The 16991-nt window shown below is 72.8% G+C and carries 18 protein-coding genes; 11 read left to right on the top strand and 7 right to left on the bottom strand.

Features of this window, described 5'->3' with window-relative positions:
- Window positions 1-76: 76 nt before the first annotated feature.
- Window positions 77-586, bottom strand: coding sequence for a mycothiol transferase (locus tag EDF42_RS08025; RefSeq protein WP_123293670.1), 510 nt, complete (start codon window positions 584-586; stop codon window positions 77-79).
- Window positions 587-634: 48 nt separating this feature from the next.
- A complete protein-coding gene (locus EDF42_RS08020; protein ID WP_123340156.1) occupies window positions 635-1177 on the bottom strand; it encodes a MarR family winged helix-turn-helix transcriptional regulator in 543 nt (180 codons plus the stop codon).
- Between the two features lie 204 nt (window positions 1178-1381).
- On the opposite strand from EDF42_RS08020, the gene EDF42_RS08015 reads away from it, so the two are divergent.
- The 4 genes from EDF42_RS08015 to EDF42_RS08000 all read left to right on the top strand — a co-directional run bounded on the left by EDF42_RS08015 (window position 1382) and on the right by EDF42_RS08000 (window position 7457).
- Window positions 1382-1981 (top strand): hypothetical protein, encoded by a 600-nt coding sequence (locus tag EDF42_RS08015; RefSeq protein WP_111085548.1) that lies wholly within the window; start codon window positions 1382-1384, stop codon window positions 1979-1981.
- 91 nt (window positions 1982-2072) lie between these two features.
- Entirely contained in the window at window positions 2073-3257 is a 1185-nt protein-coding gene (locus EDF42_RS08010; RefSeq protein WP_123671953.1) for a S24/S26 family peptidase, read from the top strand.
- Window positions 3258-3318: 61 nt separating this feature from the next.
- A complete protein-coding gene (locus EDF42_RS08005) occupies window positions 3319-4482 on the top strand; it encodes an exonuclease SbcCD subunit D (protein ID WP_123671952.1) in 1164 nt (387 codons plus the stop codon).
- Window positions 4482-7457, top strand: coding sequence for an AAA family ATPase (locus tag EDF42_RS08000; protein ID WP_123671951.1), 2976 nt, complete (start codon window positions 4482-4484; stop codon window positions 7455-7457). The genes EDF42_RS08005 and EDF42_RS08000 overlap by 1 nt, the downstream gene beginning before the upstream one ends.
- A gap of 62 nt (window positions 7458-7519) precedes the next feature.
- On the opposite strand, the gene EDF42_RS18900 is transcribed toward EDF42_RS08000, so the two are convergent.
- Both EDF42_RS18900 and EDF42_RS07995 read right to left on the bottom strand, forming a co-directional pair.
- Window positions 7520-7696 carry a hypothetical protein gene (locus EDF42_RS18900; RefSeq protein WP_159573240.1) on the bottom strand — a complete coding sequence of 59 codons (177 nt, stop codon included), beginning with the start codon at window positions 7694-7696 and terminating at the stop codon, window positions 7520-7522.
- Entirely contained in the window at window positions 7693-8505 is an 813-nt protein-coding gene (locus EDF42_RS07995; RefSeq protein ID WP_235035947.1) for a class E sortase, read from the bottom strand. Before EDF42_RS07995 ends, EDF42_RS18900 begins: the two co-directional genes overlap by 4 nt.
- Window positions 8506-8597: 92 nt before the next feature.
- Here EDF42_RS07995 and EDF42_RS07990 point away from each other — a divergent pair, with 92 nt between their 5' ends.
- Window positions 8598-9026 carry a GNAT family acetyltransferase gene (locus EDF42_RS07990; protein WP_123671950.1) on the top strand — a complete coding sequence of 143 codons (429 nt, stop codon included), beginning with the start codon at window positions 8598-8600 and terminating at the stop codon, window positions 9024-9026.
- A gap of 9 nt (window positions 9027-9035) precedes the next feature.
- Here the strand turns inward: EDF42_RS07990 and EDF42_RS07985 are convergent, their stop codons facing one another.
- On the bottom strand, window positions 9036-9965 hold the full coding sequence (locus tag EDF42_RS07985; protein ID WP_123671949.1) for an EamA family transporter: 930 nt from the start codon (window positions 9963-9965) through the stop codon (window positions 9036-9038).
- Window positions 9966-10001: 36 nt separating this feature from the next.
- Between EDF42_RS07985 and EDF42_RS07980 the strand changes: the two genes are divergently transcribed.
- The 6 genes from EDF42_RS07980 (at window position 10002) to EDF42_RS07955 (ending at window position 16099) form a co-directional block, all read left to right on the top strand.
- Window positions 10002-11135, top strand: a complete 1134-nt coding sequence (locus EDF42_RS07980; RefSeq protein WP_123340162.1) for a CPBP family intramembrane glutamic endopeptidase — start codon at window positions 10002-10004, stop codon at window positions 11133-11135.
- A gap of 9 nt (window positions 11136-11144) precedes the next feature.
- Window positions 11145-12998: a DNA helicase RecQ gene (gene recQ / locus EDF42_RS07975; protein ID WP_123340163.1), complete on the top strand. Its 1854-nt coding sequence runs from the start codon at window positions 11145-11147 to the stop codon at window positions 12996-12998.
- Between the two features lie 91 nt (window positions 12999-13089).
- The gene (locus EDF42_RS07970; RefSeq protein ID WP_123340164.1) at window positions 13090-13836 is read left to right on the top strand and encodes a 1-acyl-sn-glycerol-3-phosphate acyltransferase; all 747 of its coding nucleotides are present in this window, start codon (window positions 13090-13092) and stop codon (window positions 13834-13836) included.
- A gap of 132 nt (window positions 13837-13968) precedes the next feature.
- Complete coding sequence (locus EDF42_RS07965) at window positions 13969-14325, top strand: hypothetical protein (protein ID WP_123340165.1); 357 nt, start codon at window positions 13969-13971, stop codon at window positions 14323-14325.
- Between the two features lie 19 nt (window positions 14326-14344).
- Window positions 14345-15181: a M23 family metallopeptidase gene (locus tag EDF42_RS07960; RefSeq protein WP_123671948.1), complete on the top strand. Its 837-nt coding sequence runs from the start codon at window positions 14345-14347 to the stop codon at window positions 15179-15181.
- 69 nt (window positions 15182-15250) lie between these two features.
- Complete coding sequence (locus EDF42_RS07955; protein WP_260235250.1) at window positions 15251-16099, top strand: NAD(P)-dependent oxidoreductase; 849 nt, start codon at window positions 15251-15253, stop codon at window positions 16097-16099.
- A gap of 45 nt (window positions 16100-16144) precedes the next feature.
- On the opposite strand, the gene EDF42_RS07950 is transcribed toward EDF42_RS07955, so the two are convergent.
- Window positions 16145-16348: a hypothetical protein gene (locus EDF42_RS07950; protein WP_123671947.1), complete on the bottom strand. Its 204-nt coding sequence runs from the start codon at window positions 16346-16348 to the stop codon at window positions 16145-16147.
- A gap of 10 nt (window positions 16349-16358) precedes the next feature.
- Entirely contained in the window at window positions 16359-16877 is a 519-nt protein-coding gene (locus EDF42_RS07945; protein WP_123671946.1) for a MarR family winged helix-turn-helix transcriptional regulator, read from the bottom strand.
- Between the last annotated feature and the right edge of the window lie 114 nt (window positions 16878-16991).

Raw genomic sequence — 16991 nt, 5'->3', positions numbered from 1 at the left:
AGCAGCAATGGTCGGGTCCCGAAGTCGGACCCGACCATTTCTGCTCACGAAGCGCCCGCGCCCCCGCGCGACCGCGTCAGCGGTTGAAGAACAGCAACCCGCGCACGAAACCGGCCTGGCCGGCGTGCTGCGTGCAGTCGTCGAGGATGCTCACGAGCCGGGCGCCGGCGGTGACGGGCGGGTCCCACGCGTCGTCGACCACGGGGTCGAGGTCGTCGGGGCCGAGCGTGCCGAGGTACGCGACGGTGCGGTCGTGGACGGCACGCAGGTACCCGGTGAGCAGCTCGGCCGACGCCCGCACGCGACCGACGTCGTCGCGGGACATGCCGTAGCCGAGGGCCTCGGCGGGGAACGGCAGTCCGAACCGCTCGTACCAGCCGTCGGCGGTCCACACCTGCGCGGTGCCGGCGAGGTCGGCGATCTGGACGTCCTGTCCGCGGGCGGTGTGCCACGCGAGCCATGCCAGGGTGTTCGCCCCGGCGGCCGGACGCGCTGCGAGTTGGTCCTCGGACAGGCCGTCGACGGCACGCTCGACGGTCTCGGGGACGCGGGAGAACGCTTCGATCAGGACTTCGGACGGTGTCATGCACACCACGCTACGCGCGCGCCCCGACACACGAGGGCACGCGGATCGTCACGCTGAGCGGGCTGCGGTCTCCGCGCGCGAGTGGCGGTCCAGGGCATCGCCGAGCCCGGCGAACGCGGCGGCGAGCCGGACCCGGTCGGCGGGGGCGACGACCTCGCGGAAGGCGTCCGAGTAGACGGCGCCGATCTGCCGGGCGACCTCGGCGCCCGAGGCGGTGAGGTGCAGCAGCACGCTGCGACGGTCCTGCGGGTTCGGGCGGCGCTCGAGGTGTCCGCGCTGCTCGAGCCGGTCGACGAGCGACGTCATGGCGCCCGTGGTGAGCTCGAGGTACTCGCCGGCCTGCTTCGGCGTGATCCCTTCGCCGTCGGCCGCGGACAGGAAGAACACGAAGCGGGTGTCGGTGGCGTTCAGTCCACGCACGACGCTCTCGTGGTGCAGGACGCGGGCGTGCTGCGTCTGGAGCAGGCGGAAGGCGGTGAGGAGCTTCGCGAGGTCAGTGTCCGAGTCCATGCTCTCCGGCACGGAGACGGTCGGCGACACGGGCGCGGGCGGCAGGGTGTCGGGCAGGACGGGCTGGGTGGTGTCCGTCATCGGCAGCTCTTCTCGGCAGGGGGTGGGAATACTCAGTCAACAAGTATCTCACTCGTCAAGATACCCCCAGCACGGGGGTGGTGCCTTCTCTTGTGAGTTGCTCGGCGGAAAAGTAACTTGATCGTCGTAGCAAACACCACCGGCACCGACGCGACCAACCACCGCGACCACGGCGCCACCGTTTCCGGATCAGGAGCTCTCGCAATGTCTCGTGTCACCCCTCGCGCCGCCCGTCTCGCGGCCTGGATCGCCATCCCCGCCGCCCTCGTCGCCTCGGGTGTCGTCGTCTCGACCGCGTCCTACTCGGCGTTCTCGGCCACCACCGTCAACCCGACCAGCAACTGGACCGCCGGCAGCGTCGCCCTCACCGACGACGACAACAACACCGCGCTCTTCACCGCGACGGGCCTCAAGCCCGGCTCGACCGGCGCCAACTGCATCACGGTCACGTCGACCGGCTCGCTGGCCTCGACCGTGAAGCTGTACGGCACGAACCCGGCCACCACGAACAACCTGTCGGGCAACATCAACCTGCAGGTCGAGCAGGGCACCGGCGGTGGCTTCGGCTCCTGCACCGGCTTCACCCCGGCCGCGACCAGCGGAACGCTCTACAACGGCACCCTCGCCGCCTTCGGCACCGGCTCGACGAACTTCGCCACCGGACTCGGCACCTGGGCCCCGACCGGCTCTGCGTCCGAGTCGCGCGTCTACCGCTTCACCTACACGGTCTCGAGCACCGCGCCGAACACGGTGCAGGGCGGCACCGCGTCCCTCGGCCTCACCTGGGAGGCCCAGAACAGCTGAGCCGGGAGCCCTCCCCACCCGGTGACCGGGGCTGAGCCCGAGCCAGCCCCGGTCACCACCCCCGAGAACGCGCCCCCGGTCGAAGGCAGTCATGAGCAGCATCGCAGTGCACGGTGGTCCCACACCGCACGCCGTGCTCCGTGACGCCGTCGACTGGGGGCGCGTCGTGGTCGGCACCGTCGCACGCGGTGTGGTCGCGACCCTCCTCGGCCTCGCGCTGTGGGCGGCCGCCCCCGCGCTGATCGGCTGGCAACCCACCACGGTGATGACCGGGTCGATGGAGCCGCGGCTCACGCCGGGCGACGTCGTCGTCTCGCGCCCGGTCGCGTCCGGCGAGGTCCGGACGGGCAAGATCCTGCTCGCCGACGACCCGGACCAGCCCGGTCACCTCCGCATGCACCGGTACGTCGAGGACGGCCCCGGCGGCACCCTGGTCACCAAGGGTGACGCGAACCCGCAGCAGGACTCCACGCCGCTCGATCGCTCGGCGGTGCACGGGGTCGCCTTCCTGCGCATCCCGTTCGTCGGGGCGCCGGTCCTGTGGCTCCGGCAGGGGGAGTGGGTCAAGGTCGTCGTGCTCGCACTCGGCCTGACGGCGCTGCTCGCGCTCTGCACGGTCGACGGGTCGCTCCGCCGCCTCACGGCGCTCGACGACGACGCCGACGGCTCGGACGGGGGCGACACCGCCCACGGGTCGGGTGACGGGCCGTCGGACGGTACCGATGCCGGCCGGGAGGCGCGCGACGACGCCGCCACGCGCCTCCCGTCCGCCACGTCGACCGTCGTCACCCGTCGCTCGCTCCGGGTGCACGAGCGTCGCGTGCAGCGGCGGCGCCGCTTCGGCGGCGCGGCGGCGGTCCTCGTCATCGCGGGGAGCGTCGGGGTGCTCGTGCCGGCGCAGGCGGTGGCCGTGCCGTGGTCGCGGACGACCGTGAACCCGGTGTCGAACTTCACGGCGGGCACGGCCACCGGTGTCCCCACGCTGACCTGCACGGCCGCGTCGTCGAGCACCGTGACGATCGCCTGGACCTACACGGACCCGACCGTGCCGAACTCGTTCGACCTGATGAACGGGACGACCCAGCTCGCGACCGCCACGACGGCCGGACAGCGTTCGCTCGTCTACGGCGGGGCGGGCCTGCTCGACCTCGGGACGACCTACACGCTGAACCTCCGCACGAACCTCGGCAACAACTGGACCGCGACGAGCACAACGACCGTGAAGGTGCGGGTCGTCTCGGTCCTCGGTCTGGCGTCGGCGAGCTGCGTGCCCTGAGTTCTCCACAGGCGGCGCGCGGCCGTCCGGCGATGTCCCCGGCCGGCGTTACCGTGTCCGCATGCGCATCCTGCACACCGGCGACTGGCACCTCGGCCGCACGCTGCTCGGTGCCGACCTCCTCGAGCACCAGGCGGCGTTCACCGACTGGCTCGTCGACCTCGTGCGGGACCGCTCCGTCGACCTCGTCGTGATCGCCGGTGACGTGTACGACCGGGCGATCCCACCGATCGACGCGGTCCGCATGCTGTCCCGGGTGCTCGAACGCCTGGCCGACACGGCGACCGTGGTGCTCACGCCCGGCAACCACGACTCCGCCGCACGCCTGGGCTTCGGCGCCGGCGTGATGGACCGCCGCGTGCGCATCCTCGCCGAACCCGCCCGGATCGCCGACCCGGTGCTCGTCGACGACGCCGACGGGCCGGTGGCGGTCTACGGCATCCCGTACCTGCACCCCGACCTCACCCGCTACGCACTGGCCGACGTGCCGGACGAACCCCTCGCACGGTCGCACCACGCCGTCGTGCACGCCGCCACCGAGCGGATCCGGGCCGACCTCGCGCTCCGCGGCGGGACCCGCAGCGTCGTCGTCGCGCATGCCTTCGTCGGCGGCGCGGACCCGAGCGACAGCGAGCAGGACATCCGTGTCGGCGGTGTCGACCGGGTGGCCGAATCGGTCTTCGACGGCTTCGACTACGTCGCCCTCGGGCACCTGCACGGCCCGCAGCGGGTCGGCGACGGCGGACGGATCCGGTACGCCGGCTCACCGCTGGCGTTCTCGTTCGGCGAGCGGCACCAGCAGAAGTCGGTGACCCTGGTCGAACTCGACGCGGCCGGTGCCGTCACGGTCGAACTCGTGCCAGCTCCCGTACCGCGCCGCCTGGTCGACGTCCGCGGGCGCATCGACGACATCGAGTCCGGTGCCTTCGGGGCCGATGCCGACGCGTGGGTGCGGGTGGCCGTGACCGACACGGTGCACCCCGAGCGCATGTACGCCCGGGTGAAGGACCACTTCCCGCACGCCCTGGCGATCACACACGAACCCGCCCACCGCGGCTCGGCCTCGGTGGCCCGTGCGGTCACGGCGACGTCCGACCCGGTCGAGGTCGCAGCCGACTTCGTGGCCTTCGCCACCGGTGCCGCCCCCGACGACGACGAACACGCCGTCCTGACCGAGGCGTACGAGGCCGCGGTGCTGGCGCTGCAGCGCGAGGGGGACCGCTGATGTACCTGCACCGACTCGAACTCCGCGCCATCGGGCCGTACCCCGACCTGGTGTCCATCGACTTCGCAGCGCTCGCGGCCTCCGGGGTGTTCCTGCTCGAGGGGCCGACGGGCTCCGGCAAGTCGACCATCATCGACGCCGTCGTGTTCGCCCTGTACGGCGGGCTCGCCGGCTCCGACGCCAGCTCCGACCGCCTGCACAGCCAGCACGCCGACCCCGCGGTGGAGCCGTTCGTCGAACTCGTCTTCGAGACCAGTGCAGGGACCTACCGGGTCCGCCGCACCCCGCAGTACGACCGCCCGAAGCAGCGGGGGACCGGCACCGTCAAGCAGCAGGCGTCCGTGCAACTGTTCCGTCTGGCGAACCCGTCCGAGGTCGCCGGTGAACCGATGTCGTCACGCATCCCCGAGGTCGGCGTCGAGATCGGTCGCATCGTCGGGCTCGACCGTGCGCAGTTCCTGCAGACCGTCGTGCTGCCGCAGGGCGAGTTCGCACGGTTCCTGCGGTCCCCGGGCGAAGAGCGCCGCAAGCTCCTGCAGTCCCTGTTCGGCACGCAGGTCTACGACCGCACGGCCGACGAACTCGCCGCGCGGCGCCGTGCCGTGCAGGCCGAGGTCGACGGCGCCGACGACCGCGTGCGCGACGCCCTGAACCGCTTCGCCCAGGCCGCCGGTCTCGACGACGCCGACGAGACCGCCGTGCCGTCGACGGTGACGTCGGTCCGTGCTGCCGCCGATGCCGCTGCCGCCGTCCGTGCTGCAGCAGCCGCGGCGGCGACGACCGCGGCCGAGCACGAGCAGGCGGTCACGGCGCGTGCGACCGCCCTCGATCGACGCGCGGGGCTGCTCGTGCGACGGGCCACGCTCGACGACGACGCCCCCGCCGTCGACGCCGCCCGGTCGGCCCTCGCCCTCGGCGAACGCGCCGCACGGGTTGCTGCCGTGGCCGACGGACTCGACGCCGCGGTCCTGCGCGCCGACGAGAGCACCGCGGCCGCCCGGTCGCTGCGTGACCGCCACGGGGTCACCGCCGACGCCGACGTCGTCGTGCTGCGACGCGACGCCCTGGCCGACGACCTGTCGGCCGTCCGGCACCTCGTCGCGGTCGAGGACGGCGCCGCTGCCCGTCGGTCCGCCATCGCCGAGGCCACCGCCGACGCCGAGCAGATCGCCGAGCAGCTGCTCGAACGCGATGTCGAACTCGACGCCCGTCCCACCGAACGGGCCCGCATCGTCGAGGCCGCACGCACCGCGGCCCGCACGGCAGCCGACTCGGACGCCGCCGCGCACGAGGTCACCCGGATCCGGTCCCTCCGAGCCGACCTCGTGGCGCGCGACCAGGCGGCGCAGCGGGTCGCCACGGCCGAGCAGTCCGTCGCTGCCGCGCGCCGGTCGGCGACCGACGCCCTCACGGCCGAGCGGGCACTCCGTGAACGCCGGATCGCCGGGCTCGCCGGAGAACTCGGGGCGGCGCTCACGGCCGGCGACCCGTGCCCGGTCTGCGGGTCGACGGCGCACCCGTCGGTGGCGACGCCGCAGGACGACCACCCCACGACCGCGGCTGTCGACGCCGCCGGCGACGCCACCCGTCGCGCGGACCAGCACCTCGCCGACGCCGCGTCGGACCTGGCGGTCGAACGTGCCGAACACCAGCGGCTCGTCGACGTCGTCGGCACGGTCGACGCGCCCACGCTCGACGCCCTGACCGCGGCCGCCGACGAACGGGTCCGGGCTGCGCACGACGCTGCCGCGCTCGTCCTGCAGCACGAGCGGCAGCGGGCGGAGCACGACACGACGACCGGTCGGCTCCAGCGCGAGCGGAACGACCTCGACGCACGGCGGACCGTCCTGACCTCGACCGCGCTGGCCGACGCCGAGCGGCTCGACACCGACCTCGGCACCGTAGCCGCGGCGCTCGAGCGGCTCGGAGCGCTGCTCGACGAGCGTCCCGCGACGCTCCGGACAGCCGTCGAGCTCCTCGACGAGCAACTCGAGGCGTACCGCGCGGTCGTGCAGGCCGACGAACGGGTGGCCGCCGCGACCCGTGCCCGCGACGACCGCCGTGCCGAGGTCGACCGGGTCCTCGACGACCAGGACTTCGCCGACGTCGCCGCAGCGCGGGCCGGACGGCTCGACCCCGGCAGCACCGACCGGCTGCGGGTGCTGATCAGCGCGGCCGAGGCCGAGCGGGCCGTCGTCACGGCCGGCCTGGCCGAGCCCGCCGTGGTCGCCGCGGCGGACGACTCCGCGGAACGCCTCGACCTCGACGCGGCCCGCGTGGCCCGTGCGCGCACCGCCGCCGAGCTCGACCACGCCACCGGGGCTGCCGTCTCCGCCGCCGACCGTGCCGACGCGGTCGACCGGTGCGCGACCGAGGTCACCCGGGCGACCCGAGCCCGTGACGAGACGTCGGCACGCAGCCGCGCCGTGGTCCGGCTCGCCGACATCGCGAACGGGGTCACCGCGGCCAACCCGACCGGGATCACCCTGGGCACCTACGTGCTCATGCGCCGGTTCGAGGACGTCGTCGCCGCGGCCAACGACCGACTCCGGGGGATGCTCACGGGGCGGTTCACGCTCGAGACCTCGGACGAGCGCGAGTCGGGGTCACGGGCACGCCGGACCGGCCTGGCACTCGCCGTGCACGACCACACCACCGACACCGTGCGGGATCCCCGCAGCCTGTCCGGCGGCGAGACGTTCACGGTGTCGCTGTGCCTGGCGCTCGGACTGGCCGACGTCGTGCAGGCCGAGGCCGGTGGCGTCTCGCTCGGCACGCTCTTCGTCGACGAGGGGTTCGGCACGCTCGACCCGGAGACCCTCGACGACGTCATCGGGCAGCTGTCGCGACTGACCGCCGGTGGGCGGCAGGTCGGCATCGTCAGCCACGTCGAGGAACTCAAGCAGCGGATCCCGGAGCGGATCGCCGTGCGCCGGACGGCGGCCGGCGGCTCGCACGTCACGACGACCGTCTGACGCCGTCGGTCGCCCCGCCCGCCGCCCGCCGCCCGCCGCCGGCCGCCGGCCGTGGCTGACCGCTACGGGGTCGGAGTGGACTCCACGGTGCCGTCCGGCGGCGGCAGGATGTCCGCCGCGATCCACGGGAACACCCACTGGAACAGCACGAACACGATCGCGGCGAGCAGCACGAGCAGCTCGAGCACCTTCAGGAACGTGGGGCCGGGCAGCAGCCGCCAGACCAGGGGGAAGATCACTTGGCCGTCTCCGAGAGTTCCTTCGGGGTGCCCTCGGACGCGGGCATCCAGTAGTCGAGCTTCGCGTGCGTGACGAACCGTTCCGCCGCCGACCACATCGGGTGGCACGCGGTCAGGGTCAGCCACCGGTCTGACGCCGAGGGGTCGACACCCGGCTTGTTCGGCACCGGCGCGATCGTCTCGATGTGGTCCGGCGTCACGATCTGGCTGTCGGTGACCTTGTAGACGTACCAGACGTCAAACTTCGTCTTCGCGTCGGTGACCCGCACGACGACCGAGTCGCCCGTCTTGAGCTCCGCGATCTGGTTGAGCGGCTTGCCGTAGGTCACGCGGTGTCCGGCGACGGCGAAGTTGCCGGGAGCCCCGGGCATCGCGGTGTCCTGGTAGTGCCCGAGCCCGATGGTGTTGAGCACCTTCTCACGGTCCGTGCCCTCGCCGATCGGCCGGTTGTAGTCCTTGCCGAAGCGCGGGATCTGCATCGTGCCGAACACGTCGGTGACGTCCGGCGGCTCGGCGAGCACGGGTGCGGTGCCGCGGTGCTCGGTGCCGGCCCCGTCCGGGGTCTTCAACTGGTCGAGCCCCTCGACGAGCTTCGACTGCTCGTTGACCGCCACGACGTCCGTCCACCACGCGGTCCACACCACGTACAGTCCGGTGCCGGCACCCGCGATGATGAGCAGTTCGGCGATGAGCGAGACGATCGCGCCACCGACCGTCTGCCGTCGCCGGGGGGAGCGGCGCCCGGACCGTCTGCCGCCGTCGTCGTCCCGCGCGCTGCGGCGCGACGGGATGGTGTCGTGTGCGGTCACGGGGCTCCTGATCGAGTGGTCGGTCGGACAGGTCTATCAGATCACGACGACGGCCCGGTGACGACGTTCTCCACACCCCGTAACGTGGGGGGATGGAGTACCGGATCCGCCCGTTCCGCGCCGACGACACCGACGCGGTCGTCGCCCTCTGGGAATCGTGCGGTCTCGTCCGCCCGTGGAACGACCCGCGCCGCGACATCGCGCGCAAGGCCACGGTCCAGCCCGAGCTCTTCCTGGTGGCGGAGACGGAGGCCGCCGGGGTCGTCGCCGCGGGGATGGCCGGTTTCGACGGGCACCGCGGCTGGGTCAACTACCTCGCCGTGCAGCCGGACCTGCAGGGCTCCGGTCTCGGCCGGACGCTGATGGCCGAGTTCGAGCGGCTGCTCACCGACCTCGGCTGCCCGAAGGTGAACCTGCAGATCCGTGCCGGCAACGAGCGGGTGCTCGGCTTCTACGAGTCCCTCGGGTACTCCGACGACCGCACCGTGTCGCTCGGCAAGCGACTCATCCCCGACGTCTGAGTCGTCCGGTCACGCCAGGGCCAGGCCCACCGACGCGACGAACGCCAGCGCGATGCCGACCCACTGCGGCGCGGTCAACCGCTCCCGCAGCACCACCCCGGCCAGCACGACCGTGCCGATCGGGTAGAGCGCGTTGAGCACGCTCACGACGGGCAGGGTGCCCGGGTCGTCGCTCGCGTGCAGCGCGGCCTGGATGCACACGTTCGCCAGGGCGTCGAGGACGCCGCACGCCGCGACCGTCAGCAGCAGACGCGGCGGCCACCAGCGCCCTGGAGGCACGGCAGACCCCGCGACGCCGACCGACGCTGCGGGGTCTGCCGCGCCTCCAGACCGCGCCCCGCGCCCGGCACGCACCGTCACCACGAGCGCCGCCGCGCCCAGCAGCACCGTCTGCAGCACCCGCGCGACCACGAGCGGGTGGACGCCCGCGCCGGGCGGTGTCACGTCGTAGGCGAGCACGATCCCGCCGAACCCGCACCCGGCGACCGCGGCCGCGACCACCCCACGCACGGTGAGGCGTGCACCCGAGGTGTCCCGCACCGCCGCCACCAGCACCACCGCGACGACGGCCACGACCACCGCGGCGACGGCCAACGGTGTCAGGACGGTCCCGCGGGCCACGGCCACCAGGACCGGGACGACGGCGGCGAACACGGCGGTCAGGGGTGACAGCACGCTCATCGGGCCGATCGCCAACGCGGCGTAGAGCAGCAGGACCCCGACCGCGCCGGACAGTCCGGCGACGGCGCCCCAGAGGGTGCCCGTCCACGACGGCGTCCCCCCGAGCACGGCCAGTCCGACCAGCAGCGGCACGATCCCGATCGCCGCGGCGACGGCGGTGACCGCCACCGGACGGATGCGCCGCGACGCGAGCCCGCCGAGGAAGTCGGCGAAACCGTAGACGACGGCTCCGGTCAGGCCGAACAGCACGGTGAGCACGGGTCCCATCCTGCCCGGCCCGGTAGCCTGCGGGGCGTGAGTGTTCCCTACCACCGCCTGCCCCGTGTCGACGCACGATGGAGGTGGTGGCGCCCGCTGGTCGCCCTCGCGTTCCTGGCGGGCTGGTACCTCGCCTCGCAGGTGCTCATCACCGTCGCGTACTTCGTCCCGGTCGCGGCGGTCGGGGGCGAGTCCGGTCTGTACGACCTGCTCGACGACCTGCAGCGCGGAGCCCTGGACCCGACCGATCCGCTGATCCTGTCGCTGACCCTGGTTTCGCTGGTCATCCTGCTGCCCGGCATCCTGCTGGCGGTCAAGGTCGCACGGCTCGGACCCGGCGCGATCCTGACGTCGACGCGCTTCCGGGTGCGGTGGGCGTGGACGGCGTGGTGCGTGCTGCCGACGCTGGTCATCGCGGCGATCATGTTCGTGGTGCAGACCGGACTGTTCTGGGACGGCGGGATGATCACGACCGACGGCGGCTTCGCGTGGAACCACGCCGCGATCGGCCAGTCCACGGTGTCGCTCGGCACCCTCACGCTGACGATCGTCCTCGTCGTCCTGCTCGTGCCGTTCCAGGGCGCGGCCGAGGAGTTCATCTTCCGTGGCTTCCTCATGCAGACGATCGCCTCGTGGATCCCGCGACGCACCGGCACGCTCATCGCCGTCGCGGTGTCGACCGTCGTCTTCGCGGTGCTGCACATCCCGAACGGCTACAACGTCTGGGGCATCCTCGACGTCGGTTCGTTCGGGCTGATCGCGGCGATCATCGTGCTCCGCACCGGTGGTCTCGAGGCCACCGTGCTGCAGCACGCCTTCAACAACATCATGATCTTCGTGCTGCAGGCGCCGGGCTGGTCGGGGATCGACCTGGCCTCCTCGGACGCCAACGGCACGCTCGGCGGCTGGCTCGTCACCCTCGGCACGTCGCTGCTGTTCTGGGGCATGGTCGAGCTCCTGGCGTGGTGGCGGAAGCTCGACCGGACGTTCGCCGGACACCAGGCGCCGCGGTTCCGCGGGACGCCGCCGGTCTGGGCGGGGGGCAAGCGCTGGCTCGGCCCGGCGGGCACGGGCTGGGCCGCCGCGCCGGCTCGTGCCGACGATGTCGACGCAGCCGCTGTGGACCGTGCCGCTGTGGACAGTGCCGTGGGTGTCGCCGGTCGCCCGTAGGCTCGTGACATGAGCACCACGCCCGCGCCCGCCGCCGTGTCTGCTTCGCGAGCCGCAGCGCTCGACGTCCTGCACCGCGTGTGGGGCTACGACGACTTCCGTGGCGAGCAGGCGGCGATCATCGACCAGGTGGTCGCCGGCGGTGACGCCCTGGTGCTCATGCCCACCGGCGGTGGCAAGTCGCTCTGCTACCAGGTGCCGGCGCTCGTGCGCGACGGCGTCGGGGTCGTGGTGTCGCCGCTCATCGCGCTGATGCAGGACCAGGTCGACGCCCTCGCAGCGAACGGGGTCCGTGCCGCCTTCCTCAACTCGACGCAGGGGCCCGACGAGCGTGCCCGGGTCGAGCGCGCGGTCGTCCAGGGCGAGGTCGACATGCTCTACCTCGCGCCCGAGCGGCTCCGGCTCGAGTCCACGCGCGCGCTCCTCGACCGGGCGCGCGTGTCGCTGTTCGCCATCGACGAAGCGCACTGCGTCGCCCAGTGGGGCCACGACTTCCGGCCGGACTACCTCGAGCTGAGCATCCTGCACGAGCGCTGGCCGACCGTGCCCCGGATCGCCCTCACCGCCACGGCGACCCCGCAGACCCACCAGGAGATCTCGGCGCGGCTCGGGCTCGACGACGCCGCACACTTCGTCGCCGACTTCGACCGCCCGAACATCCAGTACCGCATCGAACCGAAGACCGGCGCGCTGCAGCAGCTCCTCACCTTCATCCGCACCGAGCACAGCGGCGACTCGGGCATCGTCTACTGCCTGTCGCGCAAGTCGGTCGAGCGGACCGCGACGGCACTGGCCGAACAGGGCATCCAGGCGCTGCCGTACCACGCAGGGCTCGACGCCCGGGTGCGTGCGCGCAACCAGTCGACCTTCCTGCGCGAGGACGGAATCGTCATGGTCGCGACGATCGCCTTCGGCATGGGCATCGACAAGCCCGACGTCCGGTTCGTGGCGCACCTCGACCTGCCGAAGTCGGTCGAGGGGTACTACCAGGAGACCGGTCGTGCCGGGCGCGACGGACTGCCCTCGACCGCGTGGCTGGCGTACGGCCTGAACGACGTCGTGCAGCAGCGACGGATGATCGACCAGTCCGAGGGCGACGCCGCACACCGTCGGCAGCTCAGCGCCCACCTCGACGCCATGCTCAGCCTGTGCGAGACGATCGAGTGCCGCCGGGTGCGGCTCCTGGCGTACTTCGGGCAGCCGTCCACGGCCTGCGGCAACTGCGATACGTGCATCGCCCCGCCCGAGTCGTGGGACGGCACCGTGCCCGCGCAGAAGCTGCTCTCCACGGTCGTCCGGCTCGAGCGTGAGCGCGGCCAGCGGTACGGCGTCGCCCACCTCGTCGACATCCTGGTCGGCAAGCAGTCGCCGCGCGTGCAGGAGCTGCAGCACGAGTCCCTGGCGACCTTCGGCATCGGTTCCGACCTGTCCGACGGCGAGTGGCGCGCGGTGGCCAGGCAGTTGCTCGCGCAGGGCTACGCCGCGGTCTCGGGCGACGGCTTCGGCACGGTCGTCCTCAGTCCGACGAGCGCCGAGGTCCTGACCGGCAAGGTCCAGGTGCGGATGCGTCGCGACCCGGTGAAGGCGCCGCGGGCGAGCCGGTCCTCTCGTCGGACCGTGGTCACCGACATGCCCCAGCAGGCGGTCGGCCTGTTCGAAGCGCTCCGGGTCTGGCGTGCTGCGCAGGCGCGCGAGCAGGGTGTGCCGGCGTACGTGGTGTTCAACGACGCGACACTCCGCGGTATCGCAGCGGTGCGTCCGGCCGACGTCGACCAGCTCGCCGAGATCTCCGGGGTCGGTGCCGCGAAGCTCGAGCGGTACGGCCGCGCGGTGCTCGACGTCGTCGCGTCCGAGGCCGACTGACTCCGGCTCCGGACGTGCATGCCGCCGTGGGCATGTACTGCTCGCAGGCGTGATTACACTCGGGAGTTCGCCGTCACGACGAGGAGGCCCGGTGTCCGGTTCGACCAAGTTCGCCACCGTGCTGAGTCGCGCCGTGGTGACACCGCTCGCGCGGATGCTCTGGCGACCGAAGATCATCGGACGCCGCAACGTGCCCAAGCGCGGACCGGTGATCCTCGCGAGCAACCACCGCTCCTTCATCGACTCACCGGCGATCACGTTGATGGCACCGCGGAAGGTCGCCTTCCTGGCGAAGCAGGAGTACTTCACCGGCACCGGGTTCCGCGGTGCGGTGTCGCGGGCGTTCTTCGGCGGCATCGGCGCGATCGGCGTCGAGCGTGGTGCGGGGGCCGCGGCACAGCAGGCGCTCGACCTGGGGCTCGCGCGGCTGAACGAGGGCGAGGCCTTCGCGATCTACCCGGAGGGCACCCGCTCCCTGGACGGCCGGATCTACAAGGGCCGCACGGGTGTGGCCTGGCTGGCCCTGACGAGCGGAGCGCCCGTGGTGCCCGTGGCGCTGACGGGCACGCAGGACGTGCAGCCCGTCGGCTCGAAGCTGCCGAAGCTCGCGAAGGTGACGATCGAGTTCGGGAAGCCGATCGACCTGTCCGCGTTCGGCGAGGCCTCGTCCGGACGTGCACGCCGGCACGCGACCGATGCGGTGATGGCGGCGATCCAGGAGCTCAGCGGTCAGGAGCCGGCGAACACCTACAACAACCCGCCGGCGACGATCGTTGAGCGGGTCAAGCGGGCGCTGCAGCCCGATGACCCCACCGCGGCGGCCGTCGATCCCGACTGAACGGATTTGTCCGGTCACTATTGCACATCTGAAATATCAATGGTTGAATGAGGGACGTCCGCACGGCACGGATCCCCGACGGGTCGCCCGACAACGGCCCGCAACCACGACTCAGATCGGACGGTCAGCAGCATGTCCTCCACCCCGCTCTTCGACTCCATCGCCCAGCGACGCGACCAGTCAGAGCCGCCGGCCACGAGCACGACCCGGATCCCGACCCCGGCTCGAGCAGCCGCGGCGCCTGCCCCGACCTCACCGATGACCGCTCCCGTCCGTGCCGGCGACTCGACCCTCGTGCCCGCGGCTCTCGTCGCCGCGATCGACGACATCACGGTCCGCGTCACCCCGTCGGTGGTCACCGAGCTCCGTGTGCAGCCCGAGCAGCTCGTCCTGGTCGAGACGGTCGCCGACGCCATCACCCGTGCAGTCGTCGACGCCGTCGCGACCGAACTCGACCGGATCGCCCGCGACGGCGTCGTCCGCGTCTGAGCCCGGCGGTCCCCGAGCGATGACGACGCCCACCGACGGCCTCCCGCTGCGCCCGCGCGGTGCCGAACGGCGGGCCGCGAACCGCTCCCGCACCCGCCGACCCGAAGCGTCCGTGCGGCGCCGTGCCGGGCACGGCATGCGCCCGGACGCCCCCAGAGCCGCCGGGGTGGTGGCTCCCCCTTCCGCCACCCCGGCTTCCCCCTCCTCCTTCCGCAGTTCCGTCCGGCGCGCCCTGCCCGCGACGGCGACCGCCGCGGTGACCTGTCTCTTCGTCGCCGTCGGCTCCCCGCAGACCGCGATGGCATCGACCCCGTCGCCGAGCAGTCCCGTGCTCGGCGTGCAGCAGTTCGTCGCCGACGGTTCCGCCCGGCTCTCCGTCGACCGCGACGGCTTCTCGATCGGCAGGGCCGCTGCCGCCCAGGCCCGCGCGGCCGCCGTTGGCTCGTCGGGTGCGGCGGCCCGCCCCACCGTTGGGAGCGTGCCGGCCGCCGGTGGGTTCGGCTCGCGCTGGGTCACCGGGTGCTCCGCCTGCTCGACGAACCACCAGGGCATCGACTTCGCGGCTCCGATCGGCACCACCGTCGTGGCCGCGATGCCCGGCAGTGTCGTCTCCGCCGGGGTCCTGGGTGGGTACGGCAACCAGGTCCTGCTCCAGCACGCCGACGGCACCCAGACCCGGTACGGCCACCTGTCGACGATCGGGGTGCGACCCGGTCAGGTCCTTTCGGCCGGCCAACGCCTCGGCGCCGTCGGCAACACCGGCGTCTCCACCGGGGCACACCTGCACTTCGAGGTCATCGTCGACAGCGTCCCGGTCGACCCGGCCGCCTGGCTGCAGGCCCGCGGGCTCCTCTGACAGCGACGACGGTCGAGCGCGTAGCGTCGGGAACGCCGGGCACCGCGCCCTGGCAGGACGGAGACGCACGTGCGAGTGACGGTGTTGGGAACCGGGGCGATGGGTGCCGGCGTGGCGGGATCACTGCTGCGCGAGGGGCACCAGGTCACGGTCTGGAACCGGAGTGCCGACAAGGCCGCACCGCTCGGTGAGCACGGTGCGACGGTCGCCACGGACCCGGGTGCCGCCGTCGAGCACGCCGAGGTGGTCCTCCTGACCCTCTTCGACACCGACGCCGTGGTCGACGTGCTCGAACAGGCCGCCGGAGACGCTCCGACCGACGCCGTGTGGGTGCAGGCGTCCACGATCGGCGTCGACGGCACCGAGACCGTCGTGCAGCTCGCCGCGAAGTACGGCATCACCCTGGTCGAGGCGATGATGCTCGGCACGAAGGCCCCGGCGGAGCAGGGGAAGCTCACCATGCTCGCGGCCGGCCCCGCTGACCAGGTCGACCGCGTCGTCCCGGTGCTCGACGCGATCGGCGCGAAGACCGTCCGCGCCGGCGAGCGAGTCGGCGACGGGACCGCGCTCAAGCTCGCGGCCAACGCCTGGATCGCCTCGATCACCGCAGCCACGGGGCAGTCGCTCGCCCTCGCCGCGGCGCTCGGGCTCGACCCGCAGCTGTTCCTCGACGCGATCGACGGCAGCGCGAGCGACTCGGCCTACGCGCACACCAAGGGCGCGGCGATCATCGCGGGGGAGTTCCCGGCGCAGTTCGCGCTCGACGGGCTGCGGAAGGACATCGGCCTCATCGCCGAGGCCGCGCGGGCGAACGACGTGTCCACCACACTCCTCGACGCCCTCGGTCGCGTCTACGCCGACGCGAGTGCGGCTGGGCACGGCGGCGACGACATCGCGGCGGTCGGCACCGCCTTCTGAATCGACGCGCGAGTCGACGCGTCAGCCGACGCGTCAGTCGACGCGTCAGCCGCGGCGGAGGAACCGTCGCAGCCGTGCCGTGAGCCGTCCCACGGCCTCGTCGTTCATGGTGTTCGCCAGGTCGAAGGCCTCGCGCGCCGGATCGGCCCCGCCCTGGATCCGTCGGAGTGCGGCGTCGGCGCGGGCCCGGGAGTCGAGTTCGGCGAACGGCATGTCGTCCTCGGGGTCGTGCGTGCCGCGAGGGTCCATGGACAGCAGGTTACGCGCGGCGGAGCGTGCGGGCGCCCGCGTCGACCTCGTCGACCACGCGGACCATCTCGTCGAGGAAGTCCACGACGACGGCCATCTCGTCGGTCGGCACGTGCTCGGTGACCTCGAGGGCACGGGCGTCGAGTTCCTCGATCACGCGCAGGGCGTGGCCCATCGACGTCCCCGTCGCGGTGAGGATCACGCCGCGGCGGTCGATCGGGTCCTGGTGCCGCTCGACGTGGCCGCTGCGGACGAGTCGGTCGACGAGCGCCGAGGTCGACGCCGCCGTGATCTCGAGGCGCTCGGCCAGGTCCTTCGCGTTGACGGTCCGGCCGTCGTGCTCGGCGTCGATGAGGACCCGCAGCGCGAGCAGGGCGTTCTCGCCGATGCCCAGGGCTTCGCGAGCCCGACGCTGCGCGGCGCTCTCGGCGGTGCGGTACCGGCGCAGGGCGTTCAGGACGTCGACGGCGGTGACCGGGGAGTCCTCGTACCAGAACCCCGCGGTGCTGGTCAGGACCTCGGAAGTCATCCTGCAATGCTAGACGCTCTAGTTAGATTGTCTAGCGAGGGGCCGTGATCGCGGCGGAGACCCAGGCCCGTGCGCGGACATCGGACACTGCAACACCCGTGACGCGGCTTCGAA

This window comes from Curtobacterium sp. PhB172 (genome assembly GCF_003752545.1).
Classification (GTDB): domain Bacteria; phylum Actinomycetota; class Actinomycetes; order Actinomycetales; family Microbacteriaceae; genus Curtobacterium.
This window is presented reverse-complemented; position numbering and strand designations above follow the sequence as displayed.